We start from the raw sequence: 26,352 nt of genomic DNA, 5'->3' as shown, positions 1-26,352 counted from the left end.
CTCAAGGCAGCGGGACAAATTCGCCCTTACCTAACAAATTCTTGACTTGATTAGGCCGAATTGGACCGACAGAAATAATCTTCATTTCATTTCTCGGCACAGTAATTCGAATTAATTTCCCTTCAACCTCTTGAATAACATTTATATGCCCCGTCCTTGTGTCTAACACACGGGTAGCGCTTGGGCTATTGGCAAGCTTCTGCAGAGCATTAGCATCGAGCTTACCCGCAAGCTGTCCCATCCTGGGATCATTAAGCTGACCAAATACTCGATCAGCAATTGAGAAATCTTTTACCGATCCAGAAACTTCACTAGTTGCTTTTTCCCCACCTCCAAACAACCCCTTCAAGCGATCCAGCAGCCCGCCACCACTTTTCAGAGCAGTCTTCGCCGCTGTAGCAAGCGAGATGCCCGCCCCAATAAGCTCGGCAGTGTCAATAACATCTATCCTAGCCTGTTCTGAGTCGGTCGGGCTAAACAGCGTATCCGAGGTTCCCGAGAACATGACCAAGAACTGGTTAACCAGCCTCAATGCCTCTGGATTAACGTTCTCGATCCCAACCCCATGCTCTGCCGTCACCCGCAGGGCATGAACCAGCTCTTGCTGGCTCACATCCTGATAACCCGAACCGCAAAGATCTGGCCGCTGGGCACAGGCATCCTGTATACCTTGCGCGAAGCTCTCGGCATTCTTCTCATGCAGGATATGGTTGTAGATAGCCGCCTGCTGCGCCACCCATCCGGCCTTTTCCTGTGCCTTGTCATCACCACCTGCCGCCGCCGCAACCGTCATTCCCACCAACTGCGAGGTCATGGCGATCACTTGCTCATGAGCAGCTCCGGGGAATAGCTTGTCGCCTATAAGCTCCAGGAGCGCTTCGTTGGCTCCTGCAGCAAGAGCGCCCGTCTTGAAGTCACCACCTGCCGCTTCCGCAATCAAGCCACCCACGATGGCATGTACGGCCACTTTGGTGGACAAACCGCTGCCCACCAGGCTGTCGCCCACCTGCTCGTAGATGGCTCCAGTCAATGCATTGGCCGCCAGGTTTATTCCGGCCTGCACCAGGTTGTCCTTGAAGCTGTCACCATTCACCAGGGTATCGAGCGCACTGTTCACCGCCAGTCGAAGCCCTACATTGCCCGCCGTCAGGCCGCCATCCAGACCGCCTGTCATTCCTCCACTGATGGCCGACACGGCGTAGCCCTTCAACGCATCGCTGGAAGTCACATCCTTCAGAACCGCGCCCAGGTCTCCCTGGTTGTTCACCGTACTAATCGCCGCGCTGTTAACGGCAGCATGGAAAACCGCCTGGGCTGCGGATCCAGCAAAGGCCGCCGTACTGGCTCCCGCACCCGCCCCCGCAGCAGCTGAGCTGGCAGAGCCGGCAATGGCTGAACCAGCCCCCCATGTTAGGTACGTAACGATAATTGCAATGACAAGCGCTGCAGCCCCCCCCAACCCCGAGTGGCTGTACTTGAAGGAGTCATGTATCTCCTTCACCTGACGCCAATCGACATCCCCGCGCAGCTCCATCTCCTTGATCCACGCCAGGCTCGGATCGGCCTGCACCATGGCATCGATGGTCTGGCTGACGGATTGTTGGTTGACCTCCTTGACGTCGATCTTCAAACCGTCCACGGCGTGAATCACCAGCTCGCCCTTGGCGATCAGTTGGCTCTGGTAGAGGGTCTCATCCGTGGTGCCCTTCCCCTTGGCCGACGTCCACGCCCAACTGCTCTTGCTCTTCTCGTGACTTTCCTGATCGAGATCCTTGACCGCTTCGAAGGTGATGCTGCCACCACTGTCGAGGATCAAATCATTGCCGCTTTCCAGACGCGCCTTCTGATAGAGCTGGTCGCCCTCGCTGACCAGTGTCAGATCACCACCCGTGGTGATGCTGCTGCCGACATTGCGTACCGTGGTAACTTCGTCTCGCTGGGTTTTCTTACTGCCCCAGGAGCCCTTCTTCTTCATGTCGTAGAGGTAGTAATCGCTGTTCTGAGCCACCAGCAACGCGAGTTGCTCACCGGCATACAGGTAAGCTTCACCCTCGGCCTTGAGCTGGCTGGCGCTGAGGATCAGGTTGCCTTCGGCCCACACATCCAGATCCCCACCCGCCTCGATCACCGCCGCCTGCTGGCGTACGCTGCTGTTTTCCTGGTTGATCTTCTTGCCACTGCGCTTGTAGCGGTACTCGCTGCTGCTCTCGTTGGCCGCTGCAGCGATGGTCACGTCGCGGCCAGCATCCAGCAGCACGTCGCCGCCCGTCTTCACCGTGCTGGCCACGACGGCAATGTCCTGCTCGGCAGTCACGGCCAGGTCGCCACCCACCTGCACATCGCTGCCATGCTGGGTGGTGCTGGTGGTGCTCCAGAAGTGGCGCTTGTCCTGACGCATGCTGCCGTGTTCTTCGGCGGCAGAGGCGATGATCACGTCGCCACCGGCATCAAGCTTGGCGTCGCCGCCTGCCTTGAGGCTACCGCCGATATTCTTGATATCGCCCCCGGCGAGCAGTTGCAGGTCGTTGCCGGCTTCGATGCCGGCGGCGTTGTCCACCACGCTGGTCAACTGGCTGAAGCCCTTGCCGCTCAGGCTCTGCTTGCTGATGGTGCGTTCGTTGCTGATGTCGCCTGTCAGGGCAATGAGGGAAACGTCCTGACCATTGATGATGCCGCCCTGAGCGTTGCGGATGCTGTTGGTCGCCAGCAGTTGCAGGCGGTCGCTCGCCTGCATCAAACCGCTGTTGCCAATGCCGGCAGCGGTGACGCTGAGGTTTTCACTGGCGCGCAAGGTGCCGCTGTTGTTCAGGTTGCCGCCGCTGATCAGGGCGACATCCTGGCCCTGAATCAAGGCGCCGCTCGGTGCCAGACGATCACCGACCTGGGCCAGATAAAGCACCGGCACCAGTACTTTCTCGCCGTTCACCTCACGCTCTTCGAGCCAGACGATGTCGTGGGTCAGGGCAGCCACCTGGGACGCGGAAAGCCCCACGCCAACCGACAGGCTCAGCGCATACTTGCTGGCGATGGCGTTGTCCATCAGGTAGCGGAACTGCGCGTCGTTGTTGGTGAAACCATCGAGGTAGCGTTTACCGGTACGTGCAGCAACGGCCTGTTCAAGCAGGCGCTGCTCATATAGGCCATCGCCCAGGCGCTTCTGCGCTGCGTCGGTGTCGAAACCGAGCAGGCCGAGCATGTAGTCGGAGCTAACGAATTGCTTGAGGTCGGCGAAGGCCGGATTGGTTTCAATCAGGTAGCGATGGCCGGGATCGTTATTGGTCTGGAACAGGCCATTCTGCCCTTGCGGCAGGCTGAAGCCAGGAAGGCTGATGGGATCGACCGCCTGCTGCGCCGTGTCGGCAGGCAGTTGCGGATTGAGCTGGACGACCAGGGGGGCAGACGCACCGCCGACCGTGGTTTCCAGCGTTTGCTGCGTTCCCCCCTGAGGAGCGTTGTGGGCCAGGACGGACTCATTGCTAATCGGCTGGCTGGCCTGGATACGTATATCGCCACCAGCCTGGATGATGCCGGGAGCAGCGACGCCGATGGGCGTTTCGGTCTGGATGTCGCTGACCAATCTAAAGTTGTACAGCGCCCCTGGAACTGTCTTGGGCAAGCCACTCGAGTTGTACGGATTGATATGAGCGGCACGATAGCGCTCATCTGTGCCATCGGTAACCCGACCGGTGTTGAACGTCCGCACGCGCTGCACCGAAGCCAGCGTGGCACCTGTGTTTTCCAGGCTGTCGGCATTGATGTCGATATCGCCGACCGCACTCATAATGCTGTAACGGTTAGCGATCTCGTCGCCTTTTAGGGTCAGATTCGCGCCGCTATGAATACGTGAAGAAGCGGAATCCGCCTCGACGGTCGCAGTGAAACGCTCAGTAGCAATGTAATCGACGTTGTGGTGATCTCCACTGCAGTCGTAGCAGCGCACACTGATCCAACCGTAGGTCTGAGCAAGCTGCCAGTCGAATATGTCCTTACGGCTATACAGCACCGCTGCACGCAAGGTCATATCACCTGTGGATTCGATGCTAGCCGAGCGGTTTTCCAACAGATCGAGAGTGCCGCCCTCTTCATCACGGGCAACGTCCAGTTCACCCAGGCTGTAGATATCGCCCAGCAGATTGACCAGGCTGGCGGTGCGCAGGGTCATGTCTGCGCCGCTGAATATGAGGCCCTGCTCGTTATGCAGCGAGTCGCCCTCAATGCGCAGCAGGCCACTGCCTCCCAAGGTGCCACGGTTATCGAGGCTGCCCAGGCTGAGGGACATGTCCTGCGCCGCCGTCAGGCGACCTTGGTTGAGCAATTGGCCGCTCAGTTCGAAGCGCCCAATACCTCCGCTCTTGGCCTGGGCGCCGTTGCCGAACTCGGCGCCCGCAGCCTTGAAGGTGAGGTCGCCCTGGCTACGTAGTGCACCATTGCCCTCATAACGGCCACTGAGCGTCAGGTCGAGCGAGCCGTCGGTGGCGATGACCCCATCGTTGACCCAGGTGTCACCGGTCGCGACGATACTCTGTCGCGAGATCAGTTGGCCCTCGGCCGTCTGGGTGAACTGACCGATATTCAGGGTCAGGCGCTCGGCCTGCAGTTCACTGGTGTTCATCCAGTCAACGGCACTGAGACTCAACTCACCATTGGTGGTGAAACGCCCACCGGCCCCGCCCAGATCAGCAAGCGCCAGCTCGAATCCTTGAGTACCGAGATGGCGAACCGTACCGCCCAGATTATTCAGTGAACCGCTAGTGAGTGCGAAGGCAGCGTTGCCGATTTCTACCAGGCCCTGAGCATTGTCGAATGAGCCGCCAATCTGGAAGTCGCTCTTGCCGCTACTGGCCAGCGCACGCAAACGACCATCACTGTTCTGGGCGCTGCCAATAGCAAGCGTCAGTGTTTTACTGGATTCGATCAGCCCCTGTGCGTTCTCCAGCGCCCCTACCAGTTTCACATGGATGGAGTCAGCGGCGAGGGTGCCGCCTCGGTTGTCCAGCGACTCGGCATCGACTCGCAACTCGCCGGCTGCCAGTACGTCACCATCCTGGTTGCTCAGGGCGCTACCACCGAGCTCCAGGTCCTTTTGCGCGATGATTTGCCCCTGGCTGTTGCTGAGTTGCACCGCCTGGATATTGGCCTCACCAGCACTGAGCAGCTTGCCACTGCTGTTATCCAGCACGTCGACATCCGCCTCTAGGCTGCCACGGGCGATCAGCTCGCCGCGGTTGGTGACACGTTGGCTGTTCAATACCAGCTTGCTGTCAGTCACAAGCGTGCCATCGGCCTTGACTCCTGCCTCGACGATGCCCTGATTGTCCAGCTCACCGCCCCCGACCTCGAGGCGACTACCTGCCGCCAGGCTTTCCTTCACCAGGGTCTTGTCCGAGGCTGTGACTGTCGCGTTACGACCGGCATAAGTATCGGCGTTCAGCTCAATCTCGTTGGCGGCCAGTTTCAGGTCATTGCTGGCCGCGACCCGCGCCAGGCTCAATTGGCCATTGACATCGATCTGGATATCCCCGGCACTGGCGGCCATGTCGCCGGCCAGCTTCACGCCTACGCCCTGCTCGGTGCCGACCAGACGAATGGCGCCGGCGTACATGCCGCCCAGCGCCGAACTGTCGATGGCCAGCATGGGTTTGTTCGAACCGTCGTCGACCTTGGCGGTTGCGGCCAGGGTGGTGGCATCCACCTCGTTGCGGCCGGTAACGATGTTGAGCTTCTTCGCGTGCAGTTCAGCGTTGAGCTGCGCGCTGCGGGTGATCAGGTCGAACTGGTCGACGTTGCCAGCATTGAGGCCTTGCCCTTCGATGGCGATCTGCCCGCCGTCGACGTCGAAACGCTGCAAGCGGCCATTCTCGATCACCGGCGTACCGGTGCTGAGGGTAACGCGCGGGGTGTTGATGAAGCCGCAGCCATCGCAGGTGATGCCGTGCGGGTTGGCGACGATGACGGCAGCCGAACGCCCGGCCACTTCCGTGTAGCCCTTGAGCTGGCTGGTATTGCCACCGGTGACCTCATTGAGGATCAGGCCGGCAGCGCCGTTCTTGAGGTTGGGGTTGCCGACCACATAGCCGCCCAGCTGGGTCTGCACCACGTTCTGCGCGCTGTTGTTGAGGATCAGCCCCTGCTGGCCGACGTTGTAGTCGGTGAACTTGTTGTGCGACAGGCCGCTGCCGTTGGGCGTGGCGATGTTGACCATCGGCACACCGTTCTGCGCCTGGGTCACGGCCGTGTTGCCACCTGCGGCCTGATCAACCGTCAGTTGCGCCGCGGTGGCGACGATGGGGTTGAGAAACAGCACGCCGGCAACGATGAGGGCGATGTTCTGAAACAGGGGACTGCGTACGTCCATGTCGATACTCCAACCAGCCATCCGGCCGGAAAATCAGAAAAACAGGTCGAAACGGAAATAAACCGGGCGCTCGTCACGCTCGATGGCGTCCGGGCGTTCCAGGGAATGGGCAAAGCTCACCGAGGCCGCCAGGTGCTGGCCACGCAAAGCGAATTCGAGGGCATTGCCCGTCATGCGCCCGCGCTGTTCCGGGTTGTGCCGGCCGCCATGAATCACGCCAACGTCGTAGGCGAAGGCCAGGCTGTATTCATGAACGAAGGGGCGAAGAGCGTCCCAGGTGACCGGGCGGCGCCAGCGCAGCTGGTTACGCCAGTAACCGCCGGTGTCGCCGGACAGCGACTCATCCTTGAAACCGCGCACCGAGCTGAGGCCGCCGATGCTGATGCGTTGCGGGCTGAACAGCACGTCCTCGCTCTTCTGGCCATAGGCCAGGCTGTCGAAGCTGAAGGATTCGCCCCACAGCGCGAATGGCTGCAGGTAGCTCAGGGTCAGGCTGTACTTGTTGTAACGCGCCACCGGTTGGCTGCCCTGTGGATGGCCATTGCTCTGAGCATCGAAGGCACCGATGCCGCGTTGCCAGCCGATATCGGCATTGACGAAGGCGCTGCCAATACGGCGACCATGGTTGAAGCCCAACTGCGCTTCAGACAGGCGGGTGCTGGAGGTGTCGAGACGGTTACCAAGGAGGAAGTTGTTGGTGCGAAGGTGGCTGACGCCCAGGTTGAATCCAGTCTTGCTGACACTATCGCGATGCAGTACGCGCTCACCACGCAGAGCATGAGTCTTGCTGTCACCGTCCTGATTGAATAGAAAACCGTTACCGTCGCTTTGCGTACGGTAGTAGCTCTGGTTGTAGCTGTAACTGAAGTTCCACCAACCGTAAGGCACCTGATAGACCAGGCTCTGGCTGTGTGAATGGCGATAGCTATCGCTCACCGCATCGCGGCTGGCGCGCAGACTGAGCTGGTCGGCCAGGCCGAGCGGGCTGTCCCAGTCGAAACTCAGGCCCCACTGCTGCTCCCCCGTACTCTTCTGCCCGTCGTTATGTCGACTCAGCCCTGCACGCCAGGGCTTGTCGCGCTGGCCTTGCAGCCTGACACGGCTACCACCAACCTCTTCCCCAGGCACCAACTCAAGCTGAGCTTGGCGCGATGGTAAGCGATTGAGCTGGTCGACCAGTTGCTCCAGTTCACGCAGATACAGAACTTCGCCGGTGCGACCGGGAAAGCCCATAGCCAGCTCGCGATCAGTGGCCAGCTCGGAACTGTCCAGCCCCTCAAGGCGCCCTTCAACCACAATGACGCGAAGCTCGCCCGAGGACAGATCCTGCTGCGGCAGATAAGCACGAGAGGTCACATAGCCATGATCGATATAGAACTGGGTGATGGCCTTGAGCAGTTCATTGAGCTGCCCAACGCCCAGGCACTGTCCAGCAAAAGCCTGAAGAATGCCCTGCTGGTCGGACTCACCGAGCAGAGTGGCGCCTTCGAGGCGAATCTGCTGGATCTCGAAACAGCGCTCATCTTCAACTGGGATAGTTTGCAGCCGAGGGGCCTCACCAGGCAGTTGCTGCAGTTCATCGAGACGCCGCTGCTGCTCCTGCAGCAGGCGCTCCTGGCGCTCACGGATCAGCTCACGGTCACCCGGCGTCTGCGCCAGGGCAATGGTGGGAAGGGACAAAAATAGCCATACGGCCAAAGGGCTAATACGGAAAGACATGCCTTCAGTCCTTTGAATAGCAGAAAAACGGCGTTGGAAAATCGGCGGGAATTAGAGCATGTGGCACTAAGCCATCAACATGTCTATTTGCTGAACGCCGTCACATTTTGGACAGCGCCAACGAACCTAACCGACGAATGGCACCTAGCCACCAAGCCTCATCCTAAGAACGCATCAGGCAATGCGAGCACTCAACCGACAGTGGGATTCGTGAGCGAAGAATGGGAGGAAAAATGACAGGGCAAGCGAACGCTTGCTGGGAATAAATGGGGCAAGCCAATGCCCCTATGAACATTCAGCGGTTCTGATACTGACGAAACAACCCAGGTGGAATCCCCGAGCTGTCCGTCTCCTGCCAAGGCCCAGCCGGCCGTAGCGACCAGCTCCAGCCGCCATCGAAGCGATAAAAGATGCGCTCGCGGTAGTACAGATCACGCGCACCTTCGACCACGTAGACGCCCAACGCCGGGTTCCAGTGGCTCTTCACCCCAGGCGGCGGCGCGTAGCGCGGGTGCGAGGGTTGCTGCACAGGTGGCAGCTCACCGACTGGCGTGCTCGGCTGTTGCAGGACGCAGCCGCTGAGGCCGAACCCAAGCACGCAGAGCAGCGCCAGGCGCTTCATTGGGCTTGCCCGTCGCGGCTGTCGATCAGCAGCGCCTGGGTGTCACGGGCAATGTTGGAGACCGGGCCGCTCTGGCCGATCCATTCGCCCTTGGTAGCGTTGCCCTCGCGAGAAACGCGGGCCACCAGTTGTACCTGGTCGAAACGGGACAGCTTGAGCTCGGGCATCATCGCATCCACATCGGAAAGGCTGATCTGGGTCGGCAGGTCAGAGACCTTCAGACGTTTGACCGCCAACGGCATCGGCGGGCCACTGAGGGCGCGAGCGAAGACGAAGACGGCATCGTCAGGCTGCACCTGGGCCTGTATTTCATGCGTCAGCGACACACTCACCTCCAGCGCATGTACCTTGGCAGTCGGCTCGGCTGCAGCACTCGGGCTCTCGCCTTCGCCAATCTGCTGACGGGCACGCTCGATACCACTGGCAATCGCCATGCGCGACGGATCCTGCTCCGGCAGCACGGCAACCAGGCGCTCCCAGTAGCGTACTGCATCGGCATAGCGCTGGCTTTCATAGGCCGCGATACCGAGCAGGCCGAGGCTGGTGACCTCTTCAGGATCTGCCTTGAGCGCCTCGTCGGTCAACGCCTGCTGCTCGTCGCTCCATTGTTTGTCGCGGGCGAAATACAGGGCCTGAGCCCACTGGCCGAGCAACTCCGGCGCACGGCCGGCCAGGTTCACCGCCTGCTCGAAGGCCTTGGCCGCGTCGTTCGCACGCTCCTGAGCCATGTAGGTACGGCCGAGGAAATACCAGGCTTCGGCCGAGTCGGGCTGATCCTTGACGGTCTGTTCCAGGCGCGCGGTCATCTCTTCGATGCTCTGCGGTTGCTGAGCAGCCATTTGACGCGTCATTTCGACTTGATCGATGGCGCCCCAGTGCAGGTACAGCGCAACGCCCAGCACCGGCACCAGCAATGCCGAAACCAATGGAATCTTGCCACCAAGCACGCTGCTGCGGCGCTGTACGCCCTCGGTGTCATCCAGCAGCTCGCGAGCTGCCTCAGCGCGGCCGGCTTCGAGCTGGGCGTCATCGAGCACGCCAGCCTGGCGCTGGGCTTCCAGCTCCTGCAGGCGTTCCTGATAGAGCGTGACGTTGAGTGCGGTGCGGTCTTCTTCAGCCTGCATCTTGCGAATACGCAACACCGGAATCAGCAGAAATGCCAGGGCGGTCAGCAACAGCAGCCCGGCGGGCAACCAGAAATCGATCATCGGTCTTTCTTGTCCTGAGAGGCTTGGTCGAGCAATGCGGCGAGGCGCTGTTGCTCATCAGCGGAGAGGCCTGCGGCCGAACGGCTTTTCTGCTGCCCGCGGCGGCGCAGCAGGATCACGCCAAGCACGCCGAAGCCGATCACCAGCAGGCCGGCCGGGCCATACCAGAGCAGCAGCGTACGACTGGTCAGCGGTGGCTTGTAGAGCACGAAGTCGCCATAACGCGAGACCAGGAAATCGATGATTTCCTCGTTGCTCTTGCCCTCCTCCAGCATGCGATAGATTTCGCCGCGCAGATCCATGGCGATCGGCGCATCGGAGTCGGCGATGTTCTGGTTCTGGCATTTCGGGCAACGCAGCTCTTCGACCAGGTTGCGATAACGCTGGCGCTCAGCCTCATTGGCGAACTCGAAGGTATCGATGGCGGCATGAGCGCTGGCCAGCAGACCGAGCGCCAGGCCGGCGGAAATCAGCAGGCGCTTCATGGCTGAGCCTCGTCGACCAGTTGCTGATAGACCGGCGCCAGTTTTTCACGCCAGATGCGCTCGTCGATGGCTCCGACGTACTTGTGGCGGATGATGCCTTTGGCATCGATGAAGAAGGTTTCCGGTGCACCGTATACCCCCAGATCGAGACCGAGGCTGCCCTTGGCATCCTCGATATTGAGCTGGTAGGGATTGTGCAGATCACGCAGCCACTTCTGCGCTGGCTCACGTTGATCCTTGTAGTTGATACCGTGGATCACCACACCGGCTTCGGCCAGCTTGTTCAACACCGGGTGTTCGTGACGGCAGGCCGGGCACCAGGTGGCCCAGACGTTGACCAGGGCCGGTTTGCCCTTGAGGTCATCCTGGGTCAGGGTGCGCTCGGGGTTGTCCAGCGCTGGCAGGCTGAAGGCCGGGAACGGCTTGCCGATCAACGCCGAGGGCAGCTCGGACGGATCGAGGAACAAGCCGCGGTAGAGAAATACCGCGATGCTGAGAAAGGCCAGCAGCGGCAACAACAGCAGCAAACGTCTCATGCGTTGGCCTCCTGCAAGCCCAGGGCATCACGCACGCGGGTTCTGACCTTGATCCGGTAGCGCTTGTCGGCTGCAGCGAGGAAGCCGCCGAACGCCATCAGCAAGCCGCCGAGCCAGATCCAGCGGACGAAGGGCTTGATGTGAATGCGCACGGCCCAGGCCCCCTGCTCCAGCGGCTCGCCTAGGGCGACGAAGAGGTCACGGGTGAAGCCGGCATCGATGCCTGCTTCGGTCATGGTCGACTGCTGCACTGTGTACAGGCGCTTCTCCGGATGCAGCACCTTGATCTGGCGCTCACCGTCGAAGATCCGCACCGTGCCCTTGTCGGAAATGAAGTTGGGGCCTTCATGGTGCACCGCGCCCTCGAACTGGAAGCGGTAACCCGCCAACTCCACCGAGTCACCCGGTGCCATGCGCAGGTCGCGCTCGTAGCTGCCCAGGCTGGTCAGCACCACGCCCAGGGCGCACACGGCAAAGCCCAGGTGCGCCATCTGCATGCCCCAGTAACTGCGAGTCAGACTCGGCAGGCCCTTGATCAAGCCCTTGTGGCGGGTCTTGTCGAGGATGTCGCGCACACCAGCCAGCACCACCCAGAAGGCCAGCAGACAGACCGCCAGCACCGCCCAATGGAAGTCGCCGTGAACGAAGGTGGCGATCAACGCCAGTACCACGCTGGCCACCAGCACCGGGGCCAGCATGCGGCCCAGCCAGTTCAGCGGAGTGTCCTTCCAGCGCACGATGACGCCAACCGCGATCACCGCCATCAGCAGCGCCATCAGCGGCAGGAACAGCGCGTTGAAGTAAGGCGGGCCGACCGACAGCTTGGCGCCGGTCAGGGCATCGAGCACCAGCGGGTAGAGGGTGCCGAGCAGGATCATCGCAGCTGCCACGATGAGTACGATGTTGTTGACCAGCAGCAGGGTTTCACGCGACCACAGACCGAAGCCGACCTGGCTTTTGACCACTGGAGCACGCACGGCGAACAGCGCCAGCGAACCACCCACCACCACCAGCAGGAAGGCGAGGATGAATACGCCGCGCTCCGGATCGGTGGCGAAGGCGTGTACCGAGGTCAGGACGCCGGAACGAACCAGGAAGGTGCCCAGCAGGCTGAGGGAGAACGCGGCGATGGCCAGCAGCACCGTCCAACTCTTGAACACGCCACGCTTCTCGGTCACCGCCAGCGAGTGAATCAACGCGGTACCCACCAGCCAGGGCATGAAGGACGCGTTTTCCACAGGGTCCCAGAACCACCAGCCGCCCCAGCCCAATTCGTAGTAGGCCCACCAGGAGCCCAGCGCGATGCCAATGCCGAGGAAGGCCCAGGCGACGATGGTCCATGGACGCGACCAACGCGCCCAGGCCGCATCGAGCTTGCCGCCCAGCAGTGCGGCGATGGCGAAAGAGAAAGCCACCGAGAATCCGACGTACCCCATGTACAGCATCGGCGGATGCACGATCAGGCCGAAGTCCTGCAGCAGCGGGTTGAGATCGCGACCATCGGCCGGTGTGTTTGGCAGCAGGCGCTCGAAGGGGTTGGAGGTGACGATCAGGAACAGCAGGAAGCCGACGCTGATCATACCCATCACCGCCAGCACGCGGGCGAGCATCTCTTCCGGCAAGTGACGCGAGAAAATCGCCACGGCAAAGGTCCAGCCCCCCAGGATCAGCGCCCACAACAACAGGGAGCCTTCGTGCGCGCCCCATACGGCGCTGAACTTGTAATACCAGGGCAGCGCCGTGTTGGAGTTGTTGGCCACGTAGGCGACGGAAAAATCGTCGACCATGAAGGCATAGGTCAGGCACAGGAAGGAGAACAACAGGAAAGCGAACTGCCCCCAGGTCGCCGGCTGCGCCAGGCTCATCCACTGGTGGTCACCACGCCAGGCGCCGATCAGCGGCAGGGTCGCCTGCACCAGGCACAGGCACAGCGCCAGGATCATCGCCAGATGGCCGAGCTCGGGAATCATTGCGCGCTCTCCTGCTGATAACCCTGCTTGGCGGCCTTGGCCTCATCGTGCTTCTGCATCATTCCGCTCTTTTCCAGCGCCTGCATGACTTCAGGCGGCATGTAGTTCTCGTCGTGCTTGGCCAGTACCTCGTCGGCCACCAGCACGCCCTCTTCGTTGACCCGGCCCAGGGCGACGATGCCCTGCCCTTCACGGAACAGATCCGGCAGGATGCCCTGGTAGCGAATGGTCACGCCGTGCGCGCCATCGGTGACGATGAAGTCCACTTCCAGCGAATCGGCCGAACGCTTCACCGAGCCCTCCTCCACCAAACCGCCAGCGCGGATGCGCGTATCGACCGGCGCCTCGCCGTTGGCGATCTGGCTTGGGGTGTAGAACAGGTTGATGTTCTCCTGCAATGCGGTCAGCGCCAGCGCCACGGCGATACTGACGCCGCAGAGGATGGCCAGGACGATGTACAGACGTTTCTTGCGAACCGGATTCACTTCGACTTCTCCCGGCGCAAACGACGCGCCTCGTCTTGCAGGTAACGGCGGCGCGCCAGGATCGGCAACACCACATTCAACGCCAGGATCGCCAGGCTGATGCCGTAGGCGCTCCAGACGTAGGGGCCATGGGTGCCCATGGCGAGAAATTCGGCAAAGGACGAGAAACTCATGCCTTGCCCTCCACCAGGTTCTGCACTTCGGCTTTCACCCAGCTGCTGCGCGATTCACGCTTGAGCACTTCCAGGCGCATGCGATAAAGCAGCACAGCGCCAAAGAAACAGTAGAAACCCAGCACCGCGAGTAGCAACGGCAGCCACATCTCGACGGGCATCGCGGGCTTTTCGGTGACTTTGAAAGTGGCAGTCTGGTGCAACGAGTTCCACCACTCCACCGAGTACTTGATGATCGGGATATTCACCACGCCGACAATGGCCAACACGGCGCAGGCCTTGGCGGCACTGTCGCGGTTGCTGATGGCGTTGCCCAGGGCGATGACACCGAAGTAGAGGAACAGCAGGATCAGCATCGAGGTCAGGCGTGCGTCCCAGACCCAGTAGGTGCCCCAGGTCGGCTTGCCCCAGATGGCGCCGGTGAGCAGTGCGATAGCGGTCATCCAGGCACCGATGGGCGCGGCTTGCTGCAGCGCAACGTCGGCCAGTTTCATCTTCCACACCAGACCGACCAGACCGGCAATGGCCAACGTGACGTAGATGGACTGAGCGAGAAAGGCCGCGGGAACGTGGATGTAGATGATGCGAAAGCTGTTGCCCTGCTGGTAGTCCGGCGGCGCGAAAGCCAGGCCCCAGACCAGACCGGCGGCAATCAGCAACACGGCAGCGATGCTGAGCCAGGGCAGCCAGCGGCCGCTCATCTCATAGAACCACTTGGGCGAACCCCATTTGTGAAACCACGTCCAGTTCATGCTCGACTCATTATTCAGGCCTGATCCGGCGGCTATCCGGTTCAGATGTCAGTCACGGTTCGTTCTTATTCGCCGACGCTGATGGTCAGACCGGCGGCAATCGCAAAAGGTGTCAGGGTCACCGCCAAAGCGGTGAGGCTGGCCAGCCACAACAGATGACCGGTCGCCGGCAGTCCTTGCAGGGCCGCCTGCAACGCCCCGCTGCCCAAGATCAGCACCGGGATGTACAGCGGCAGAATCAGCAGCGCCAGCAGCAGGCCGCCGCGCTTGAGGCCCACGGTAAGCGCCGCGCCCACCGCGCCGAGCAGGCTCAACACCGGGGTGCCGAGCAGCAGGGAAATCAGCAGAACCGGCAGGCAACGCCCTGGCAAACCGAGCATCAACGCCAGCAAGGGCGCCAGCAGAACCAGCGCCAGCCCACTGAACAGCCAGTGTGCCAGCACCTTGGCCAACACCAGAAGAGGCAGGGGGTGCGACGAAAGGACCCACTGCTCGAGCGAGCCATCCTCGAAATCACTGCGGAAAAGCCCGTCCAGCGAGAGCAGCACGGCCAAAAGCGCCGCTACCCAGACCAAGCCCGGAGAAAGGGTTTGCAACAATTGCGTCTCCGGCCCCACCGCCAATGGAAACAGGGCGATGACGATGGCGAAGAACACCAGGGGGTTGGCCAGATCGGACGGGCGGCGCGCCAACAGACGCATCTCGCGCGACAGCAGCTGAGTGAAGACGTTACTCATGCGGCGTGTTGCCCCAGATCCAGGTCGCGATAGGTCGCCGGCTTGTGCTGCAGACTGTGATGAGTGGTCAGCACCACCACACCGCCGCGCTCGCAGTGCCCGGCCAGGTGCGCTTCGAGTTGCGCCACACCGCTCTTGTCCAAAGCGGTGAAGGGTTCATCGAGCACCCACAGCGGCGGCGTATCGGCAAGGTACAGGCGCGCCAGAGCCACGCGGCGCTGCTGGCCAGCAGACAGGGTGTGACAGGGAACGTCCTCGAAACCACGCAGACCGACCGCCTCAAGCGCCTGCCAGATCGCCTCGCGGCTGGCAGGACGGTGCAGCGCGCAGAGCCAGGCCAGATTCTCTTCGGCAGTCAGCAGGCCTTTGATGCCGGCGGCATGACCGATCCACAGCAGGTTGCGCGCCAGCTCACTGCGTTGCTCGGACAAGGCCTTGCCCTGCAGCAGGATATCGCCGGCAGTCGGCTGGCGCAGACCGGCAATCAGGCGCAGCAGGCTGGTCTTGCCGCTGCCATTGGGCCCACTGATCTGCAGCATGTCGCCAGCGTCGAGGCGAAACGCCAACTGCTCGAAAAGCATGCGCCAATCCCGCTCACAGCTGAGCGCCACGGCTTCTAGAAGGGGTACGGGACGGGTCATCGATACCTGGCAGGGTTAAAGTCGACGGTGCTCCGGCCGCTATACTGACGCGTGCCGGAGGTACTATGCGCAGCGGGGCGGCATTATACATGGCGCGCCGCTGTCCCCGCAGTCAGCATTTTCGACAGGGTGTGAATCGCGTAGGGTGCGCAGTGTGTGCCGCCAGCCGACGCACGGCGCCCCTACGGCACCTTCGATGGACGGAGCCTATACGAGAGCCCATGAGCGAAATCAGCAGCCCACGCCCGCTTCCCCCTTCGGCGCCGGTCATCCGCAGTACGGCGACGGCCGCCGATATGGCCGTGCGCCTGCTGCAACCGCTGGAAGGCATGCTGGCCGCCGGTGAAAGCGCCAAGGCCGAAGTGATCGCCGTACGCGAACAGGCGCAGAGCTTTCAATTGCTGCTCAAGCTGACGCTGGAAGGCGGCCGCCAGGCGACCGTGCAGGCGGACAGCTCACGGCCACTGGCGCAGGGTACTGCCCTGACCGTTACCGCACTGTCCGACACGCGCCTGAGCGTGCTGCTGCAACCCGGTGGCGACAAGGCCCTGACCAAGCTCGACCTGCAGCAACTACCACCCGGCACACTGGTACAGGGCAAGGTCGTCAGCAACGCTCCGATGCCTGCGCAGAATGCGCAAACGATCTATCGCCTGGTGGTCAACCTGCTCAACACACCGCTGGCCGGCAACCAGCTGGCCATCGACAGCCCCCTGAACCTGCCGCTCGGCAGCCTGCTCAGCGCCCAGGTACAAGGCAGCCAGAGCCTCGCCTTTCTACCGCTCAGCGGCCGCCTCGATCAGTTGGTACTAGGCCAGCAGTTGGCCGCTCAGCAAAACCGTCAGGCCTCGCTGGAGGGCTTGTTCAAAGGCTTGCAAGGACTGGCCGGCACCAACGACGCGCTGCGCGGCAGTATCGACAAGCTGCTCGGCGCCCTCCCCGACAGCAGCCAACTCAGCACCGCCAAGGGCCTGGCGCAGGCGCTCGAAGGCAGTGGCCTACTGCTTGAGGCCAAATTGCTGCAAGGCCAGACCAGTGGCCTGGCGCAGGATCTCAAAGCCAACCTGCTGCGTCTGATCGCGCAACTGGCCCCGCAACTGCCCGGCGGCGCCGGCACACTGACCGGCCTGCAGAACGCCCTCAACCAGAACCTGCCGAACCTGGCTCGGCAGTTGCTCGGCGTCAATGCCAATGGTACGGCCCGCCAGCAGGCGCTGACCTTTCCCCTGCCCTCACGACTGCTGCAGAACATGGACGGTGAGGCCGACCTGGAAACCCTGCTCAAGCTCGCCGCTGCTGCCATCTCCAGGCTGCAGACTCACCAGTTGTCGAGCCTGGCGCAGACTCAGGTAGACGCCAACGGCAACCTGCTGACCACCTGGCAGCTTGAACTGCCGATGCGCCACCAACAGGAAGTGATTCCCCTGCAGATCAAGCTGCAGCGCGAGGAACAGAACGCCAAGGGCGAGAGGAACGAACCCAAGGAAACCCTCTGGCGAATCGACCTGGCCTTCGATCTCGATTACCTGGGGCCGCTGCAGGTTCGCGCGCAGCTGCTGCGCGGCAGCCTCTCCAGCCAGCTGTGGGCAGAGCGCGCCGATACCGCATCGCTGATCAGCGCCGAGCTGGGCAACCTGCGTGAACGCCTGCAGTCCGCAGGCCTGGAGGTTGGCGAGCTGGCCTGCAGCCAGGGCATGCCGCCACAGGGGCCGAAGACCTCGCTGGAGCAACGCTGGGTGGACGAAACCGCATGAGCCGTAAGACGCCCCCCGAAGCTCGCCAGGCCATCGCCCTCAATTACGACGGGCAGAGTGCGCCGATACTCAGCGCCAAGGGCGATGACGAGCTGGCCGAGGCCATCCTCGCCATCGCCCGCGAGTACGAAGTGCCAATCTATGAAAATGCCGAACTGGTACGCTTGCTGGCTCGCCTGGAACTGGGCGACGCGATTCCCGAATCGTTGTATCGCTGCATCGCCGAAATCATTGCCTTCGCCTGGTACCTGCAAGGCAAGGCGCCCGAGGGTTTCACTCCCGGTGAGGAAACCGAGCACGACGTCACGCCGCCGCTGCCTCGCCTGAGCGGGCCAACGCGCTGAAGTAGGGGAAAGACGCGGTTGGACTATTGCGTCTTGGGCCGATGCAAGCGACTGATCAGCTCGGCTTCGGCCGTGCTCAGGCCGCAGGATTGGGTGAGGTCATCGACGCTGGCGCCCATCCCCACCAGCCGAGCGGCCTGGGTGAAGGACAGGCTGTCCGGATCACGCTGCTCGATCTGACTGACCTTGTCAGGTAGCGGCGCCACCACCCGGCGCAACTCGTGCAGCTCCTCGCCCATGCGGATGCTGCCGGTCAGGTAAGCATCCAGGCGCTTGCTGAGTTCGCGGATCCGACTGTCACGCACAGCATCGCGCTTGGCCTGCTCCGCCAGCATGCGCTGCTGATTGCGATACAGGCCGTTGCAGACGATGCCCAGTGCCACGCATAGCAGCGCCACGAAGGCCAGGGCCGCAGCAAGCATGGCAAACTCGGACATGGCTCAGATGCTCTCCAGCTCCGACCATTCTTCCTCGGACATCATCTTGTCCAGCTCGACCAGGATCAGCAGCTCGCCGTTCTTGTTGCACACGCCCTGGATGAACTTGGCCGACTCGTCGTTGCCGACATTCGGCGCGGTCTCGATCTCGGACTGACGCAGGTAGACCACTTCAGCCACGCTATCGACCAGGATGCCAACCACCTGCTTGTCCGCTTCGATGATGACGATGCGGGTGTTGTCGGTGACCGGCGCAGAACCCAGGCCGAAACGCTGGCGGGTATCGATCACGGTGACCACGTTGCCACGCAGGTTGATGATGCCCAGTACGTAGCTCGGCGCACCCGGCACCGGGGCAATCTCGGTGTAGCGCAGCACTTCCTGCACCTGCATCACGTTGATGCCATAGGTTTCGTTATCCAGGCGAAAGGTCACCCACTGCAGAATCGGATCTTCGGCACCTTGTGCAGAACTTTTCTTCATGTCCCTAGCCTCGTCAAAAACCGCTCAGTGCGGCATGCGCGGGTCGACCCGCTTGTCATCAACTATAGAGCCCGCTGACGCAGGCTCACCAATTCTCAATGCAGTTTTCCTGCGGCCAGGCGTTTGGCACCACCGCTGGCGATCAATTCGGCCAAGGCCGCGACGTCGAGCAGTGCGCACATGTGTTCGATCACTGTTCCCGCCAGCCAGGGCCGCTGGGTACGCTGACTGCGCCACTTGACCTCACTCGGATCAAGGCGAATCGAGCGGCTGACCTGATGCACGGCCAGCCCCCACTCGTAGCCTTGTACCGAAATCACGTACTGCAAGCCATCGCGAAAATCATCGCGATAGCGATCAGGCATCACCCAGCGCGCGGTATCCAGTACTTTCAGGTTGCCGGTCTGGCTCGGCAGAATGCCGAGGAACCATTCCGGCTGACCGAACAACGGCGTCAGCTCCTGCCCTTCCAGCGGATAGATCGATCCCAGGCAGATCAGCGGTACCGCCAGGGTCAACCCGGCGACATCGAACAGCAGGCACTCGAACGGTTCCTCGGCCCAGGTCGGCCGCCCATCTGCCAGAACACCGGCAGGCTGCGTGGCGAAATCCACCACAGCGGCAACCACTGGGGGCGCGATGTCCTCGACGACAGGCGCTTGCACCGGCGCAAGCAACTCGACAGGCGCGACCTCGACTGCTGCGAGCACCGGTGGCTCGACGATCTCGGCGAACGCGACGGGCTCGATCAGGCGCGCATCGCGCACCTGCTCCTCGAGCACGGCAGCCTCGAACTCGTCGAGACTGACGGACATCTCCAGCTCGGCAGCAGCCTCCTGCAGCAGACCATCGAGGTACGACTGCAAGGCCAGCTGGGAACGCGTGGCAGTGGCGAGGTTACGACTCATGACTGAAACCCGGAATGGAAAGCTTCACAGCCTATCGGCCGCAGCACGGCCCGACTTGAGCACAGTTCAACACAGACGCTCATTTCAGGCCACCTGCGCCGCTGGCTGATGATTCAGCAGATGCTTGAGCAGGGCACGATAAGCGATCACGCCGCGGCTATTGGCGTCGAACTGGGATGGCGTGCGGCCAGCGCGGCTGGCATCACGCAAGCGCGTGTCGACCGGAATGTACGCCGGCCACAGATGCTCGGGATAGGTATTGCGCAGCACGCGCAAGGTGCTCATGGACGCCTGGGTTCGGCGATCGAACAGCGTCGGCACGATGGTGTAGGGCAACGCCTGCTTGCGCGAACGATTGATCATCGCCAGGGTGCTGATCATGCGCTCCAGCCCCTTGACCGCGAGAAACTCGGTCTGCACCGGGATCACCAGTTGCTGGCTGGCTGCCAGGGCGTTGACCATCAACACGCCAAGCAAGGGCGGGCTGTCGATGACGGCGTGATCGAAATCACCCCAGAGTTGCGCCAGGCTCTTGGCTATCACCAGGCCCAGACCGTTCTGCCCAGGCGACTGGCGCTCGAGCGTGGCCAGCGCGGTGCTCGATGGCAACAGGGAAATCCCTTCGTGGCTGGTGCTGTGCAGCAACTGCTTGGGCAAGCCTTGCGGCACGTTGCCCTGATGCAGGAACAGATCGAAGCAACTGTGCTCCAGCGCATCGGGATCATGACCGAAATAACTGGTCATCGATCCATGCGGATCGAGATCGACCACGATCACACGCTTGCCGGCATCGGCCAACAGGCCTGCCAGGGCGATGGAGGTGGTGGTCTTGCCGACCCCACCTTTCTGATTGGCTACTGCCCAGACTTTCATGTTCTCTCATCCTCCCGGCGTGAGGCGCTCAGGCCGAGAATGGCTGTCGCCGACATGCAGCAGGCGACTGGGATTTGACGGCTCACGACTGTGGAACCCCCGACGCAGACGCTGGTGCAGGTTGCGTGCCAGCCTCGGACTGCTGAGTCGCGGCGCTGCCATCGCTGCGGCGGGTTTCGAGGTTACGCGAAATCACCAGTACCACCCGGCGATTGCGTCCCCTGCCCTCCGCCGTGGCATTGTCGGCCACCGGCTGGAACTCGCCGTAACCGACGGCCGCCAAACGCGAAGGGTCGACGCCATCCATAGCCAGCATACGCACGATGCTCGACGCGCGCGCCGAAGACAACTCCCAGTTGGTTGGGTACTGGGCGGTCTGAATCGGCAGATTGTCAGTGAAGCCTTCGACTTTTACCGGATTCTGATACGGCGCCAGAATCTTGGCGACCTTCTCGATAATGTCGAACGCCTGATTGTTCGGAATGGCGTCGCCGCTAGGAAACAGCAGGCTCGAACTCAGCTCGATCTCGATCCACATCTCGTTGCCACGCAGGGTCAACTGGTCGCTCTGGATCAACTCACCGAACACTTCACGCACGCTGGAAGCAATGCTCTGCAAGGTGGCGTCCGAGCTGGGATCGTCCAGTGCAGTGTTGTCGGGCTCACTGGTGCGTGGCCGCTCTTCACCCACCGGAATGGGCTTGATCGCGCGGTCAGGCTGGTTGAATACGCCTGTCAGCGACTCCGAGAGGATCTTGTACTTGCCTTCGTTGATCGAGGAGATCGAATACATCACCACGAAGAAGGCGAACAGCAGCGTGATGAAGTCGGCGTAGGAAACCAGCCAACGCTCATGGTTCTCATGTTCTTCCTGATGCCGCCTGCGTGCCATGCCATGCCTCCATCAGTCCATGAAGCCTTGCAGCTTCAGTTCGATAGAGCGCGGGTTCTCACCCTCGGCGATGGACAGGATGCCCTCCAGCAACATCTCGCGATAGCGCGACTGGCGCAGCGCAATGGACTTGAGCTTGTTGCCGATCGGCAACAACAGCAGGTTGGCGAAGCCGACGCCATAGATGGTGGCGACGAAGGCCACGGCGATACCGCTGCCGAGCATGCTCGGGTCAGCCAGGTTACCCATCACGTGGATCAGGCCCATTACCGCACCGATGATGCCGATGGTCGGGGCGTAGCCGCCCATGCTCTCGAATACCTTGGCCGCCTGGATATCGCGTGCTTCCTGGGTGTAGAGATCGACCTCCAGGATGCTGCGAATGGATTCCGGCTCGGCACCGTCGACCAGCAATTGCAGGCCCTTGCGCGCATAAGGATCGGGCTCGGCATCGGCCACCGACTCGAGGCCGAGCAGACCTTCCTTGCGCGCCACCATGCTCCAGCCCACAACCCGGTTGATGCCGCCCACCAGGTCGATGCGCGGCGGAAAGAAGATCCAGCGCACGATACCCATGGCGCGTTTGAACACACTGACGGGGGCCTGCAGGAACGCCGCGCCCAGGGTACCGCCGATAACGATCAGTGCCGCCGGGCCATTGAGCAGCGCCCCGGCGTTACCGCCTTCGAGATAATTGCCACCCAGTATCGCGACGAACGCCAGGATGACGCCGATTAGGCTCAATACATCCATGCAGACACGCTCGACTCAGCCTTCATCATTGGCAAGCCTCGGTCAGATGCCGACCGATGTCATCCAGGCTGTAGATCGCATCGGCCAGACTGGCCTTGACCACCGCCATCGGCATGCCATAGATCACGCAACTGGCCTCATCCTGAGCCCACACCTGACTGCCACCCTGCTTGAGCAGGCGCGCGCCCTCACGGCCGTCGGCGCCCATGCCGGTCAGTACCACTGCCAGCACCTTGTCGCCATAGGACTTGGCCGCCGAACCGAAGGTGATATCCACGCAGGGTTTGTAGTTGAGGCGCTCATCGCCGGGCAGAATCTTCACCACGCCACGGGCATCGACCATCATCTGCTTGCCGCCAGGAGCTAGCAGCGCCAGGCCAGGGCGCAGTACATCGCCATCCTCAGCTTCCTTGACCTGGATGCGGCAGAGCTTGTCCAGGCGCTCGGCAAAGGCCTTGGTGAAAGCTGCCGGCATATGCTGGATCAACACCAGCGGTGCCGGGAAATTAGCCGGCAATTGGGTCAGTACACGTTGCAGTGCCACCGGGCCGCCGGTGGAGGTACCGATGGCCACCAGCTTGTAAGACTTGCGCTTGGGCGCAGCCGAGCTCGGCGCGGCACTGGAAGCGCCTGGCGTCGATGCGGTACGCGGCGTGGCGGCAGGCGTGGCTGGACGCACTGGCGCGACAGCAGGACGACTAATCGGCGCCACTGCCGGACTGGCCGCAGTCGGCGCCGGAGCCACTGCAGCCGAGCTGAAACGGCGATTGCTGCGCGCGATGGTATGCACCTTCTCGCACAGCATCTGCTTGACCTTCTCGGGATTGCGCGAGATGTCTTCGAAATTCTTCGGCAGGAAGTCCACCGCCCCGGCATCCAGTGCATCGAGGGTGACACGGGCACCTTCGTGGGTCAGCGAGGAGAACATCAACACCGGCGTCGGGCAGCGCTGCATGATGTTTCGTACCGCAGTGATGCCGTCCATCATCGGCATCTCGTAATCCATGGTGATCACGTCAGGCTTGAGCGCCAACGCCTGATCGATGGCTTCCCGCCCGTTGGTGGCCGTGCCCACGACCTGAATACTGGGGTCAGCAGACAGAATTTCCGAAACGCGCCGGCGGAAAAAACCGGAGTCGTCCACTACCAGAACCTTAACTGCCATACACACTCCTAGACAGCGCAGACCTCGCCTGCGCCGCAACCATCAGAAACGTCGAGCATAGCGCTTGAGCATGCTCGGTACGTCGAGAATCAACGCGATGCGTCCATCACCAGTGATCGTGGCGCCGGACATCCCGGGCGTGCCCTGAAGCATCTTGCCCAGTGGCTTGATTACCACTTCTTCCTGGCCGACCAATTGATCGACGACAAAGCCGATGCGTTGGCTACCGACGGTGAGGATCACCACATGACCTTCGCGCTGACCTTCATGGAAGGCCTGCGGCACCAGCCAACGCTTGAGATAGAACAGGGGCAGCGCCTTGTCACGCACGATCACCACTTCCTGGCCATCGACCACGTTGGTGCGCGACAGGTCGAGGTGGAAGATCTCGTTGACGTTGACCAGCGGGAAAGCGAAAGCCTGGTTCTCCAGCATCACCATCAGCGTCGGCATGATCGCCAGGGTCAATGGCACCTTGATGATGATCTTCGAGCCCTGGCCCTTCTGCGAGAACACGTTGACCGTGCCGTTGAGCTGGGAAATCTTGGTTTTCACCACGTCCATGCCGACACCGCGGCCGGACACATCGGAAATCTCGGTCTTGGTCGAGAAGCCCGGGGCGAAGATCAGGTTGTAGCACTCGAACTCGTTCAGGCGATCGGCCGCGTCCTTATCCAGCAGGCCTTTCTCGACGGCCTTGGCACGTAGCACGTCGGCATCCATGCCTTTGCCGTCGTCGGTGATCGACAGCAGGATATGGTCGCCTTCCTGCTCGGCGGACAGCACCACGCGGCCTGCGCGAGCCTTGCCAGCCTTCTCGCGCTCTTCCGGGGTTTCTACGCCGTGGTCGACGGCATTGCGCACCAAGTGCACCAGCGGGTCGGCGAGAGCCTCGACCAGGTTCTTATCGAGGTCGGTCTCTTCACCCACCAACTCGAGGTTGATTTCCTTCTTCAGGTTGCGCGCCAGATCGCGTACCAGGCGAGGGAAGCGGCCGAAGACCTTCTTGATCGGCTGCATGCGGGTCTTCATCACCGAGGTCTGCAGATCCGCAGTCACCACGTCGAGGTTCGACACGGCCTTGGACATGGCCTCGTCACCGCTGTTGAGCCCCAGGCGTACCAGGCGGTTACGCACCAGCACCAGCTCGCCGACCATGTTCATGATCTCGTCGAGGCGAGCGGTATCGACCCGCACGGTGGTTTCCGCCTCGCTCGCCGGTGCTACCGCCTTGTCCGCAACCGGTGCCGGAGCGGCCGGCGCACGCGCCGCGGCAGGCTCGGCCTTGGCTGCGGGCTTGGCCGGAGCAGCCTTGGCTGCAGCAGGCTTGGCTACCGCAGCAGGTGCCGGTGCAGGCTCGCTCGGAGGAACGAATTTGCCTTTGCCATGCAACTGATCGAGCAGGGATTCGAACTCGTCATCGGTAATGTCATCACTGACCGGCGCAGCGGCTTCGACTGCCGCAGCGACCGGAGCGGCCGCTTCAGGTGCTGTGGAAAACTGGCCCTTGCCATGCAGTTGATCGAGCAGGGCCTCGAATTCGTCGTCGGTGATATCGTCACCAGCCGGAGTTGCGGCAGGGGCTGCCGCGACGGCAACGTCAGCCGAAGCCTCGACCGTACCGCTGAACTGGCCCTTGCCATGCAACTGATCGAGCAGAGACTCGAACTCGTCGTCGGTAATTTCATCGCTGGCAGCAACGCTCTCGCTGGCCGGCGCATCCCCCAGGGCATCGAGCAGTTGCTCGAATTCGCTGTCAGTGATGTCGCCCGAGGCGGGAGCCGCAGCGACCGGCTCGGGCACTGCTACAGGCTCGGGCTCACGAGCAGGAGCCGGGGCTGCGGGAGCCGAGTCGGCGCCCGCCGGCTCGGCCAGGCGCGCCAATGCCGCCAGCAGTTCAGGAGTGGCTGGTGTCGGCTCGCGGCGCTCACGCACCTCGCCGAACATGCCATTGACAGCATCAAGAGCCTCGAGCACCACATCCATCAATTCCGAATCGACGCGACGCTCACCCTTGCGCAGGATGTCGAAGACGTTTTCGGCGATATGGCAGCACTCCACCAGCTCATTGAGCTGGAGGAAGCCCGCTCCGCCCTTGACGGTATGGAAACCGCGAAAGATGGCGTTGAGCAGGTTCATGTCGTCCGGTCGGCTTTCCAGCTCGACTAATTGTTCGGACAACTGTTCGAGAATCTCGCCGGCCTCTACCAGGAAATCCTGGAGGATCTCTTCATCGGCGCCGAAGCTCATATTGTGTGCTCCTTAGAACCCTAGGCTGGACAGCAGGTCGTCGACATCGTCCTGGCTGGAGGCAACGTCATCACGCTTATCGGCATGAATCTGCGGACCTTCACCCCGCGATGGCTCTTTTAATTTTTCCTGTTCGGTGCGCAGCACTTCATGGTCGTGCTGAATACCGGCAAAACGGTCGACCTGACTGGCCATCAACATCAGCTTGAGCAGGTTGCTTTCCACCTCGGTCACCAGTTGGGTGACACGCTTGATCACTTGCCCGGTCAGATCCTGATAGTCCTGTGCCAGCAAAATGTCGTTGAGGTGACTGGAAAGTTTGTTGCCATCACGCTCGCTGCGAGCGAGGAAAAGTTCGATGCGTTTGGCCAACTCACGAAAGCCATCGGCGCCCATTTCACGACGCATGAAACGGCCCCACTCGACGCTCAGACTCTGCGCCTCATCGCTCAGGTCATTGACCAGCGGCGCGCTCTGCTCCACCAGATCCATGGTGCGATTGGCAGCCTTCTCGGTCATGGTGACAACGTAATTCAGGCGTTCGGTGGCATCGGCGATCTGCGACAGCTCCTGGGCATGCGGCATACGCGGATCAAGCTGGAAATTGACAATGGCGTTGTGCAGCTCACGGGTCAGCTTGCCGACCTCGTGATACAGGCCACGATCACGAACCTTGTTGAGCTCATTAATCAGTTGTACCGCGGCGCCGAAGTTGCCTTGTTCGAGGCTATCGACCAGATCGCGGGCATTGCTTTTCAGGGTCGACTCAAGGTCACCCAGCGTGGAGTCATCGTGTTCCATAGCACCCTC

The 26,352-nt window shown here is 61.8% G+C and carries 23 protein-coding genes; 2 read left to right on the top strand and 21 right to left on the bottom strand.

The window, feature by feature from the left end:
* Position 1: 1 nt before the first annotated feature.
* The 12 genes from HS968_RS10175 to ccmA all read right to left on the bottom strand — a co-directional run bounded on the left by HS968_RS10175 (position 2) and on the right by ccmA (position 15,683).
* Entirely contained in the window at positions 2 to 6,355 is a 6,354-nt protein-coding gene (locus HS968_RS10175) for a two-partner secretion domain-containing protein (protein ID WP_182371146.1), read from the bottom strand.
* Between the two features lie 33 nt (positions 6,356 to 6,388).
* The gene (locus tag HS968_RS10170) at positions 6,389 to 8,074 is read right to left on the bottom strand and encodes a ShlB/FhaC/HecB family hemolysin secretion/activation protein (protein ID WP_182371145.1); all 1,686 of its coding nucleotides are present in this window, start codon (positions 8,072 to 8,074) and stop codon (positions 6,389 to 6,391) included.
* A gap of 295 nt (positions 8,075 to 8,369) precedes the next feature.
* Positions 8,370 to 8,696 (bottom strand): glycoside hydrolase family protein, encoded by a 327-nt coding sequence (locus HS968_RS10165; RefSeq protein ID WP_182371144.1) that lies wholly within the window; start codon positions 8,694 to 8,696, stop codon positions 8,370 to 8,372.
* Positions 8,693 to 9,904, bottom strand: coding sequence for a c-type cytochrome biogenesis protein CcmI (gene ccmI, locus HS968_RS10160; RefSeq protein WP_182371143.1), 1,212 nt, complete (start codon positions 9,902 to 9,904; stop codon positions 8,693 to 8,695). Before ccmI ends, HS968_RS10165 begins: the two co-directional genes overlap by 4 nt.
* On the bottom strand, positions 9,901 to 10,389 hold the full coding sequence (locus HS968_RS10155) for a cytochrome c-type biogenesis protein (protein WP_119691759.1): 489 nt from the start codon (positions 10,387 to 10,389) through the stop codon (positions 9,901 to 9,903). The genes ccmI and HS968_RS10155 overlap by 4 nt, the downstream gene beginning before the upstream one ends.
* Entirely contained in the window at positions 10,386 to 10,925 is a 540-nt protein-coding gene (locus tag HS968_RS10150) for a DsbE family thiol:disulfide interchange protein (RefSeq protein ID WP_119691760.1), read from the bottom strand. The genes HS968_RS10155 and HS968_RS10150 overlap by 4 nt, the downstream gene beginning before the upstream one ends.
* The gene (locus HS968_RS10145; protein ID WP_182371142.1) at positions 10,922 to 12,895 is read right to left on the bottom strand and encodes a heme lyase CcmF/NrfE family subunit; all 1,974 of its coding nucleotides are present in this window, start codon (positions 12,893 to 12,895) and stop codon (positions 10,922 to 10,924) included. The genes HS968_RS10150 and HS968_RS10145 overlap by 4 nt, the downstream gene beginning before the upstream one ends.
* On the bottom strand, positions 12,892 to 13,380 hold the full coding sequence (gene ccmE, locus HS968_RS10140) for a cytochrome c maturation protein CcmE (RefSeq protein ID WP_106739942.1): 489 nt from the start codon (positions 13,378 to 13,380) through the stop codon (positions 12,892 to 12,894). The genes HS968_RS10145 and ccmE overlap by 4 nt, the downstream gene beginning before the upstream one ends.
* The gene (ccmD, locus tag HS968_RS10135) at positions 13,377 to 13,553 is read right to left on the bottom strand and encodes a heme exporter protein CcmD (RefSeq protein ID WP_119691762.1); all 177 of its coding nucleotides are present in this window, start codon (positions 13,551 to 13,553) and stop codon (positions 13,377 to 13,379) included. The genes ccmE and ccmD overlap by 4 nt, the downstream gene beginning before the upstream one ends.
* The gene (locus tag HS968_RS10130; RefSeq protein ID WP_119691763.1) at positions 13,550 to 14,305 is read right to left on the bottom strand and encodes a heme ABC transporter permease; all 756 of its coding nucleotides are present in this window, start codon (positions 14,303 to 14,305) and stop codon (positions 13,550 to 13,552) included. Before HS968_RS10130 ends, ccmD begins: the two co-directional genes overlap by 4 nt.
* Before the next feature lie 65 nt (positions 14,306 to 14,370).
* The gene (gene ccmB / locus HS968_RS10125) at positions 14,371 to 15,042 is read right to left on the bottom strand and encodes a heme exporter protein CcmB (protein WP_037002833.1); all 672 of its coding nucleotides are present in this window, start codon (positions 15,040 to 15,042) and stop codon (positions 14,371 to 14,373) included.
* Positions 15,039 to 15,683 (bottom strand): cytochrome c biogenesis heme-transporting ATPase CcmA, encoded by a 645-nt coding sequence (gene ccmA, locus HS968_RS10120; RefSeq protein WP_119691764.1) that lies wholly within the window; start codon positions 15,681 to 15,683, stop codon positions 15,039 to 15,041. The genes ccmB and ccmA overlap by 4 nt, the downstream gene beginning before the upstream one ends.
* A 221-nt stretch (positions 15,684 to 15,904) precedes the next feature.
* Here ccmA and fliK point away from each other — a divergent pair, with 221 nt between their 5' ends.
* Both fliK and HS968_RS10110 read left to right on the top strand, forming a co-directional pair.
* A complete protein-coding gene (gene fliK / locus HS968_RS10115) occupies positions 15,905 to 17,437 on the top strand; it encodes a flagellar hook-length control protein FliK (RefSeq protein ID WP_182371141.1) in 1,533 nt (510 codons plus the stop codon).
* Positions 17,434 to 17,781: an EscU/YscU/HrcU family type III secretion system export apparatus switch protein gene (locus HS968_RS10110; protein ID WP_182371140.1), complete on the top strand. Its 348-nt coding sequence runs from the start codon at positions 17,434 to 17,436 to the stop codon at positions 17,779 to 17,781. Before fliK ends, HS968_RS10110 begins: the two co-directional genes overlap by 4 nt.
* 23 nt (positions 17,782 to 17,804) lie before the next feature.
* On the opposite strand, the gene HS968_RS10105 is transcribed toward HS968_RS10110, so the two are convergent.
* From HS968_RS10105 to HS968_RS10065, 9 genes are all read right to left on the bottom strand, one after another.
* Complete coding sequence (locus HS968_RS10105; protein ID WP_119691767.1) at positions 17,805 to 18,218, bottom strand: DUF2802 domain-containing protein; 414 nt, start codon at positions 18,216 to 18,218, stop codon at positions 17,805 to 17,807.
* Positions 18,219 to 18,221: 3 nt separating this feature from the next.
* On the bottom strand, positions 18,222 to 18,701 hold the full coding sequence (locus HS968_RS10100; RefSeq protein WP_003243242.1) for a chemotaxis protein CheW: 480 nt from the start codon (positions 18,699 to 18,701) through the stop codon (positions 18,222 to 18,224).
* 95 nt (positions 18,702 to 18,796) lie between these two features.
* A complete protein-coding gene (locus HS968_RS10095) occupies positions 18,797 to 19,609 on the bottom strand; it encodes a CheW domain-containing protein (RefSeq protein ID WP_182371139.1) in 813 nt (270 codons plus the stop codon).
* Between the two features lie 84 nt (positions 19,610 to 19,693).
* The gene (locus tag HS968_RS10090) at positions 19,694 to 20,482 is read right to left on the bottom strand and encodes a ParA family protein (protein WP_182371138.1); all 789 of its coding nucleotides are present in this window, start codon (positions 20,480 to 20,482) and stop codon (positions 19,694 to 19,696) included.
* Between the two features lie 82 nt (positions 20,483 to 20,564).
* Positions 20,565 to 21,374, bottom strand: a complete 810-nt coding sequence (gene motD, locus HS968_RS10085) for a flagellar motor protein MotD (protein ID WP_182371137.1) — start codon at positions 21,372 to 21,374, stop codon at positions 20,565 to 20,567.
* Between the two features lie 12 nt (positions 21,375 to 21,386).
* Entirely contained in the window at positions 21,387 to 22,127 is a 741-nt protein-coding gene (locus HS968_RS10080; RefSeq protein ID WP_106739921.1) for a flagellar motor protein, read from the bottom strand.
* A gap of 25 nt (positions 22,128 to 22,152) precedes the next feature.
* The gene (locus tag HS968_RS10075; protein WP_182371136.1) at positions 22,153 to 23,292 is read right to left on the bottom strand and encodes a protein-glutamate methylesterase/protein-glutamine glutaminase; all 1,140 of its coding nucleotides are present in this window, start codon (positions 23,290 to 23,292) and stop codon (positions 22,153 to 22,155) included.
* A gap of 42 nt (positions 23,293 to 23,334) precedes the next feature.
* A complete protein-coding gene (locus HS968_RS10070) occupies positions 23,335 to 25,542 on the bottom strand; it encodes a chemotaxis protein CheA (RefSeq protein WP_182371135.1) in 2,208 nt (735 codons plus the stop codon).
* A gap of 12 nt (positions 25,543 to 25,554) precedes the next feature.
* The gene (locus HS968_RS10065; RefSeq protein ID WP_179624598.1) at positions 25,555 to 26,343 is read right to left on the bottom strand and encodes a protein phosphatase CheZ; all 789 of its coding nucleotides are present in this window, start codon (positions 26,341 to 26,343) and stop codon (positions 25,555 to 25,557) included.
* Positions 26,344 to 26,352: the final 9 nt, after the last annotated feature.

It is taken from the genome of Pseudomonas berkeleyensis, from assembly GCF_014109765.1.
GTDB lineage: Bacteria > Pseudomonadota > Gammaproteobacteria > Pseudomonadales > Pseudomonadaceae > Aquipseudomonas > Aquipseudomonas berkeleyensis.
This window is presented reverse-complemented; position numbering and strand designations above follow the sequence as displayed.

Bases quoted from the DNA above. Each gene is read 5' to 3' on its own strand.
- HS968_RS10175 (WP_182371146.1), bottom strand. From the start codon at position 6,355: ATGGACGTACGCAGTCCCCTGTTTCAGAACATCGCCCTCATCGTTGCC.
- HS968_RS10170 (WP_182371145.1), bottom strand. From the start codon at position 8,074: ATGTCTTTCCGTATTAGCCCTTTGGCCGTATGGCTATTTTTGTCCCTT.
- HS968_RS10165 (WP_182371144.1), bottom strand. From the start codon at position 8,696: ATGAAGCGCCTGGCGCTGCTCTGCGTGCTTGGGTTCGGCCTCAGCGGC.
- ccmI (WP_182371143.1), bottom strand. From the start codon at position 9,904: ATGATCGATTTCTGGTTGCCCGCCGGGCTGCTGTTGCTGACCGCCCTG.
- HS968_RS10155 (WP_119691759.1), bottom strand. From the start codon at position 10,389: ATGAAGCGCCTGCTGATTTCCGCCGGCCTGGCGCTCGGTCTGCTGGCC.
- HS968_RS10150 (WP_119691760.1), bottom strand. From the start codon at position 10,925: ATGAGACGTTTGCTGCTGTTGTTGCCGCTGCTGGCCTTTCTCAGCATC.
- HS968_RS10145 (WP_182371142.1), bottom strand. From the start codon at position 12,895: ATGATTCCCGAGCTCGGCCATCTGGCGATGATCCTGGCGCTGTGCCTG.
- ccmD (WP_119691762.1), bottom strand. From the start codon at position 13,553: ATGAGTTTCTCGTCCTTTGCCGAATTTCTCGCCATGGGCACCCATGGC.
- HS968_RS10130 (WP_119691763.1), bottom strand. From the start codon at position 14,305: ATGAACTGGACGTGGTTTCACAAATGGGGTTCGCCCAAGTGGTTCTAT.
- ccmB (WP_037002833.1), bottom strand. From the start codon at position 15,042: ATGAGTAACGTCTTCACTCAGCTGCTGTCGCGCGAGATGCGTCTGTTG.
- ccmA (WP_119691764.1), bottom strand. From the start codon at position 15,683: ATGACCCGTCCCGTACCCCTTCTAGAAGCCGTGGCGCTCAGCTGTGAG.
- fliK (WP_182371141.1), top strand. From the start codon at position 15,905: ATGAGCGAAATCAGCAGCCCACGCCCGCTTCCCCCTTCGGCGCCGGTC.
- HS968_RS10110 (WP_182371140.1), top strand. From the start codon at position 17,434: ATGAGCCGTAAGACGCCCCCCGAAGCTCGCCAGGCCATCGCCCTCAAT.
- HS968_RS10105 (WP_119691767.1), bottom strand. From the start codon at position 18,218: ATGTCCGAGTTTGCCATGCTTGCTGCGGCCCTGGCCTTCGTGGCGCTG.
- HS968_RS10100 (WP_003243242.1), bottom strand. From the start codon at position 18,701: ATGAAGAAAAGTTCTGCACAAGGTGCCGAAGATCCGATTCTGCAGTGG.
- HS968_RS10095 (WP_182371139.1), bottom strand. From the start codon at position 19,609: ATGAGTCGTAACCTCGCCACTGCCACGCGTTCCCAGCTGGCCTTGCAG.
- HS968_RS10090 (WP_182371138.1), bottom strand. From the start codon at position 20,482: ATGAAAGTCTGGGCAGTAGCCAATCAGAAAGGTGGGGTCGGCAAGACC.
- motD (WP_182371137.1), bottom strand. From the start codon at position 21,374: ATGGCACGCAGGCGGCATCAGGAAGAACATGAGAACCATGAGCGTTGG.
- HS968_RS10080 (WP_106739921.1), bottom strand. From the start codon at position 22,127: ATGGATGTATTGAGCCTAATCGGCGTCATCCTGGCGTTCGTCGCGATA.
- HS968_RS10075 (WP_182371136.1), bottom strand. From the start codon at position 23,292: ATGGCAGTTAAGGTTCTGGTAGTGGACGACTCCGGTTTTTTCCGCCGG.
- HS968_RS10070 (WP_182371135.1), bottom strand. From the start codon at position 25,542: ATGAGCTTCGGCGCCGATGAAGAGATCCTCCAGGATTTCCTGGTAGAG.
- HS968_RS10065 (WP_179624598.1), bottom strand. From the start codon at position 26,343: ATGGAACACGATGACTCCACGCTGGGTGACCTTGAGTCGACCCTGAAA.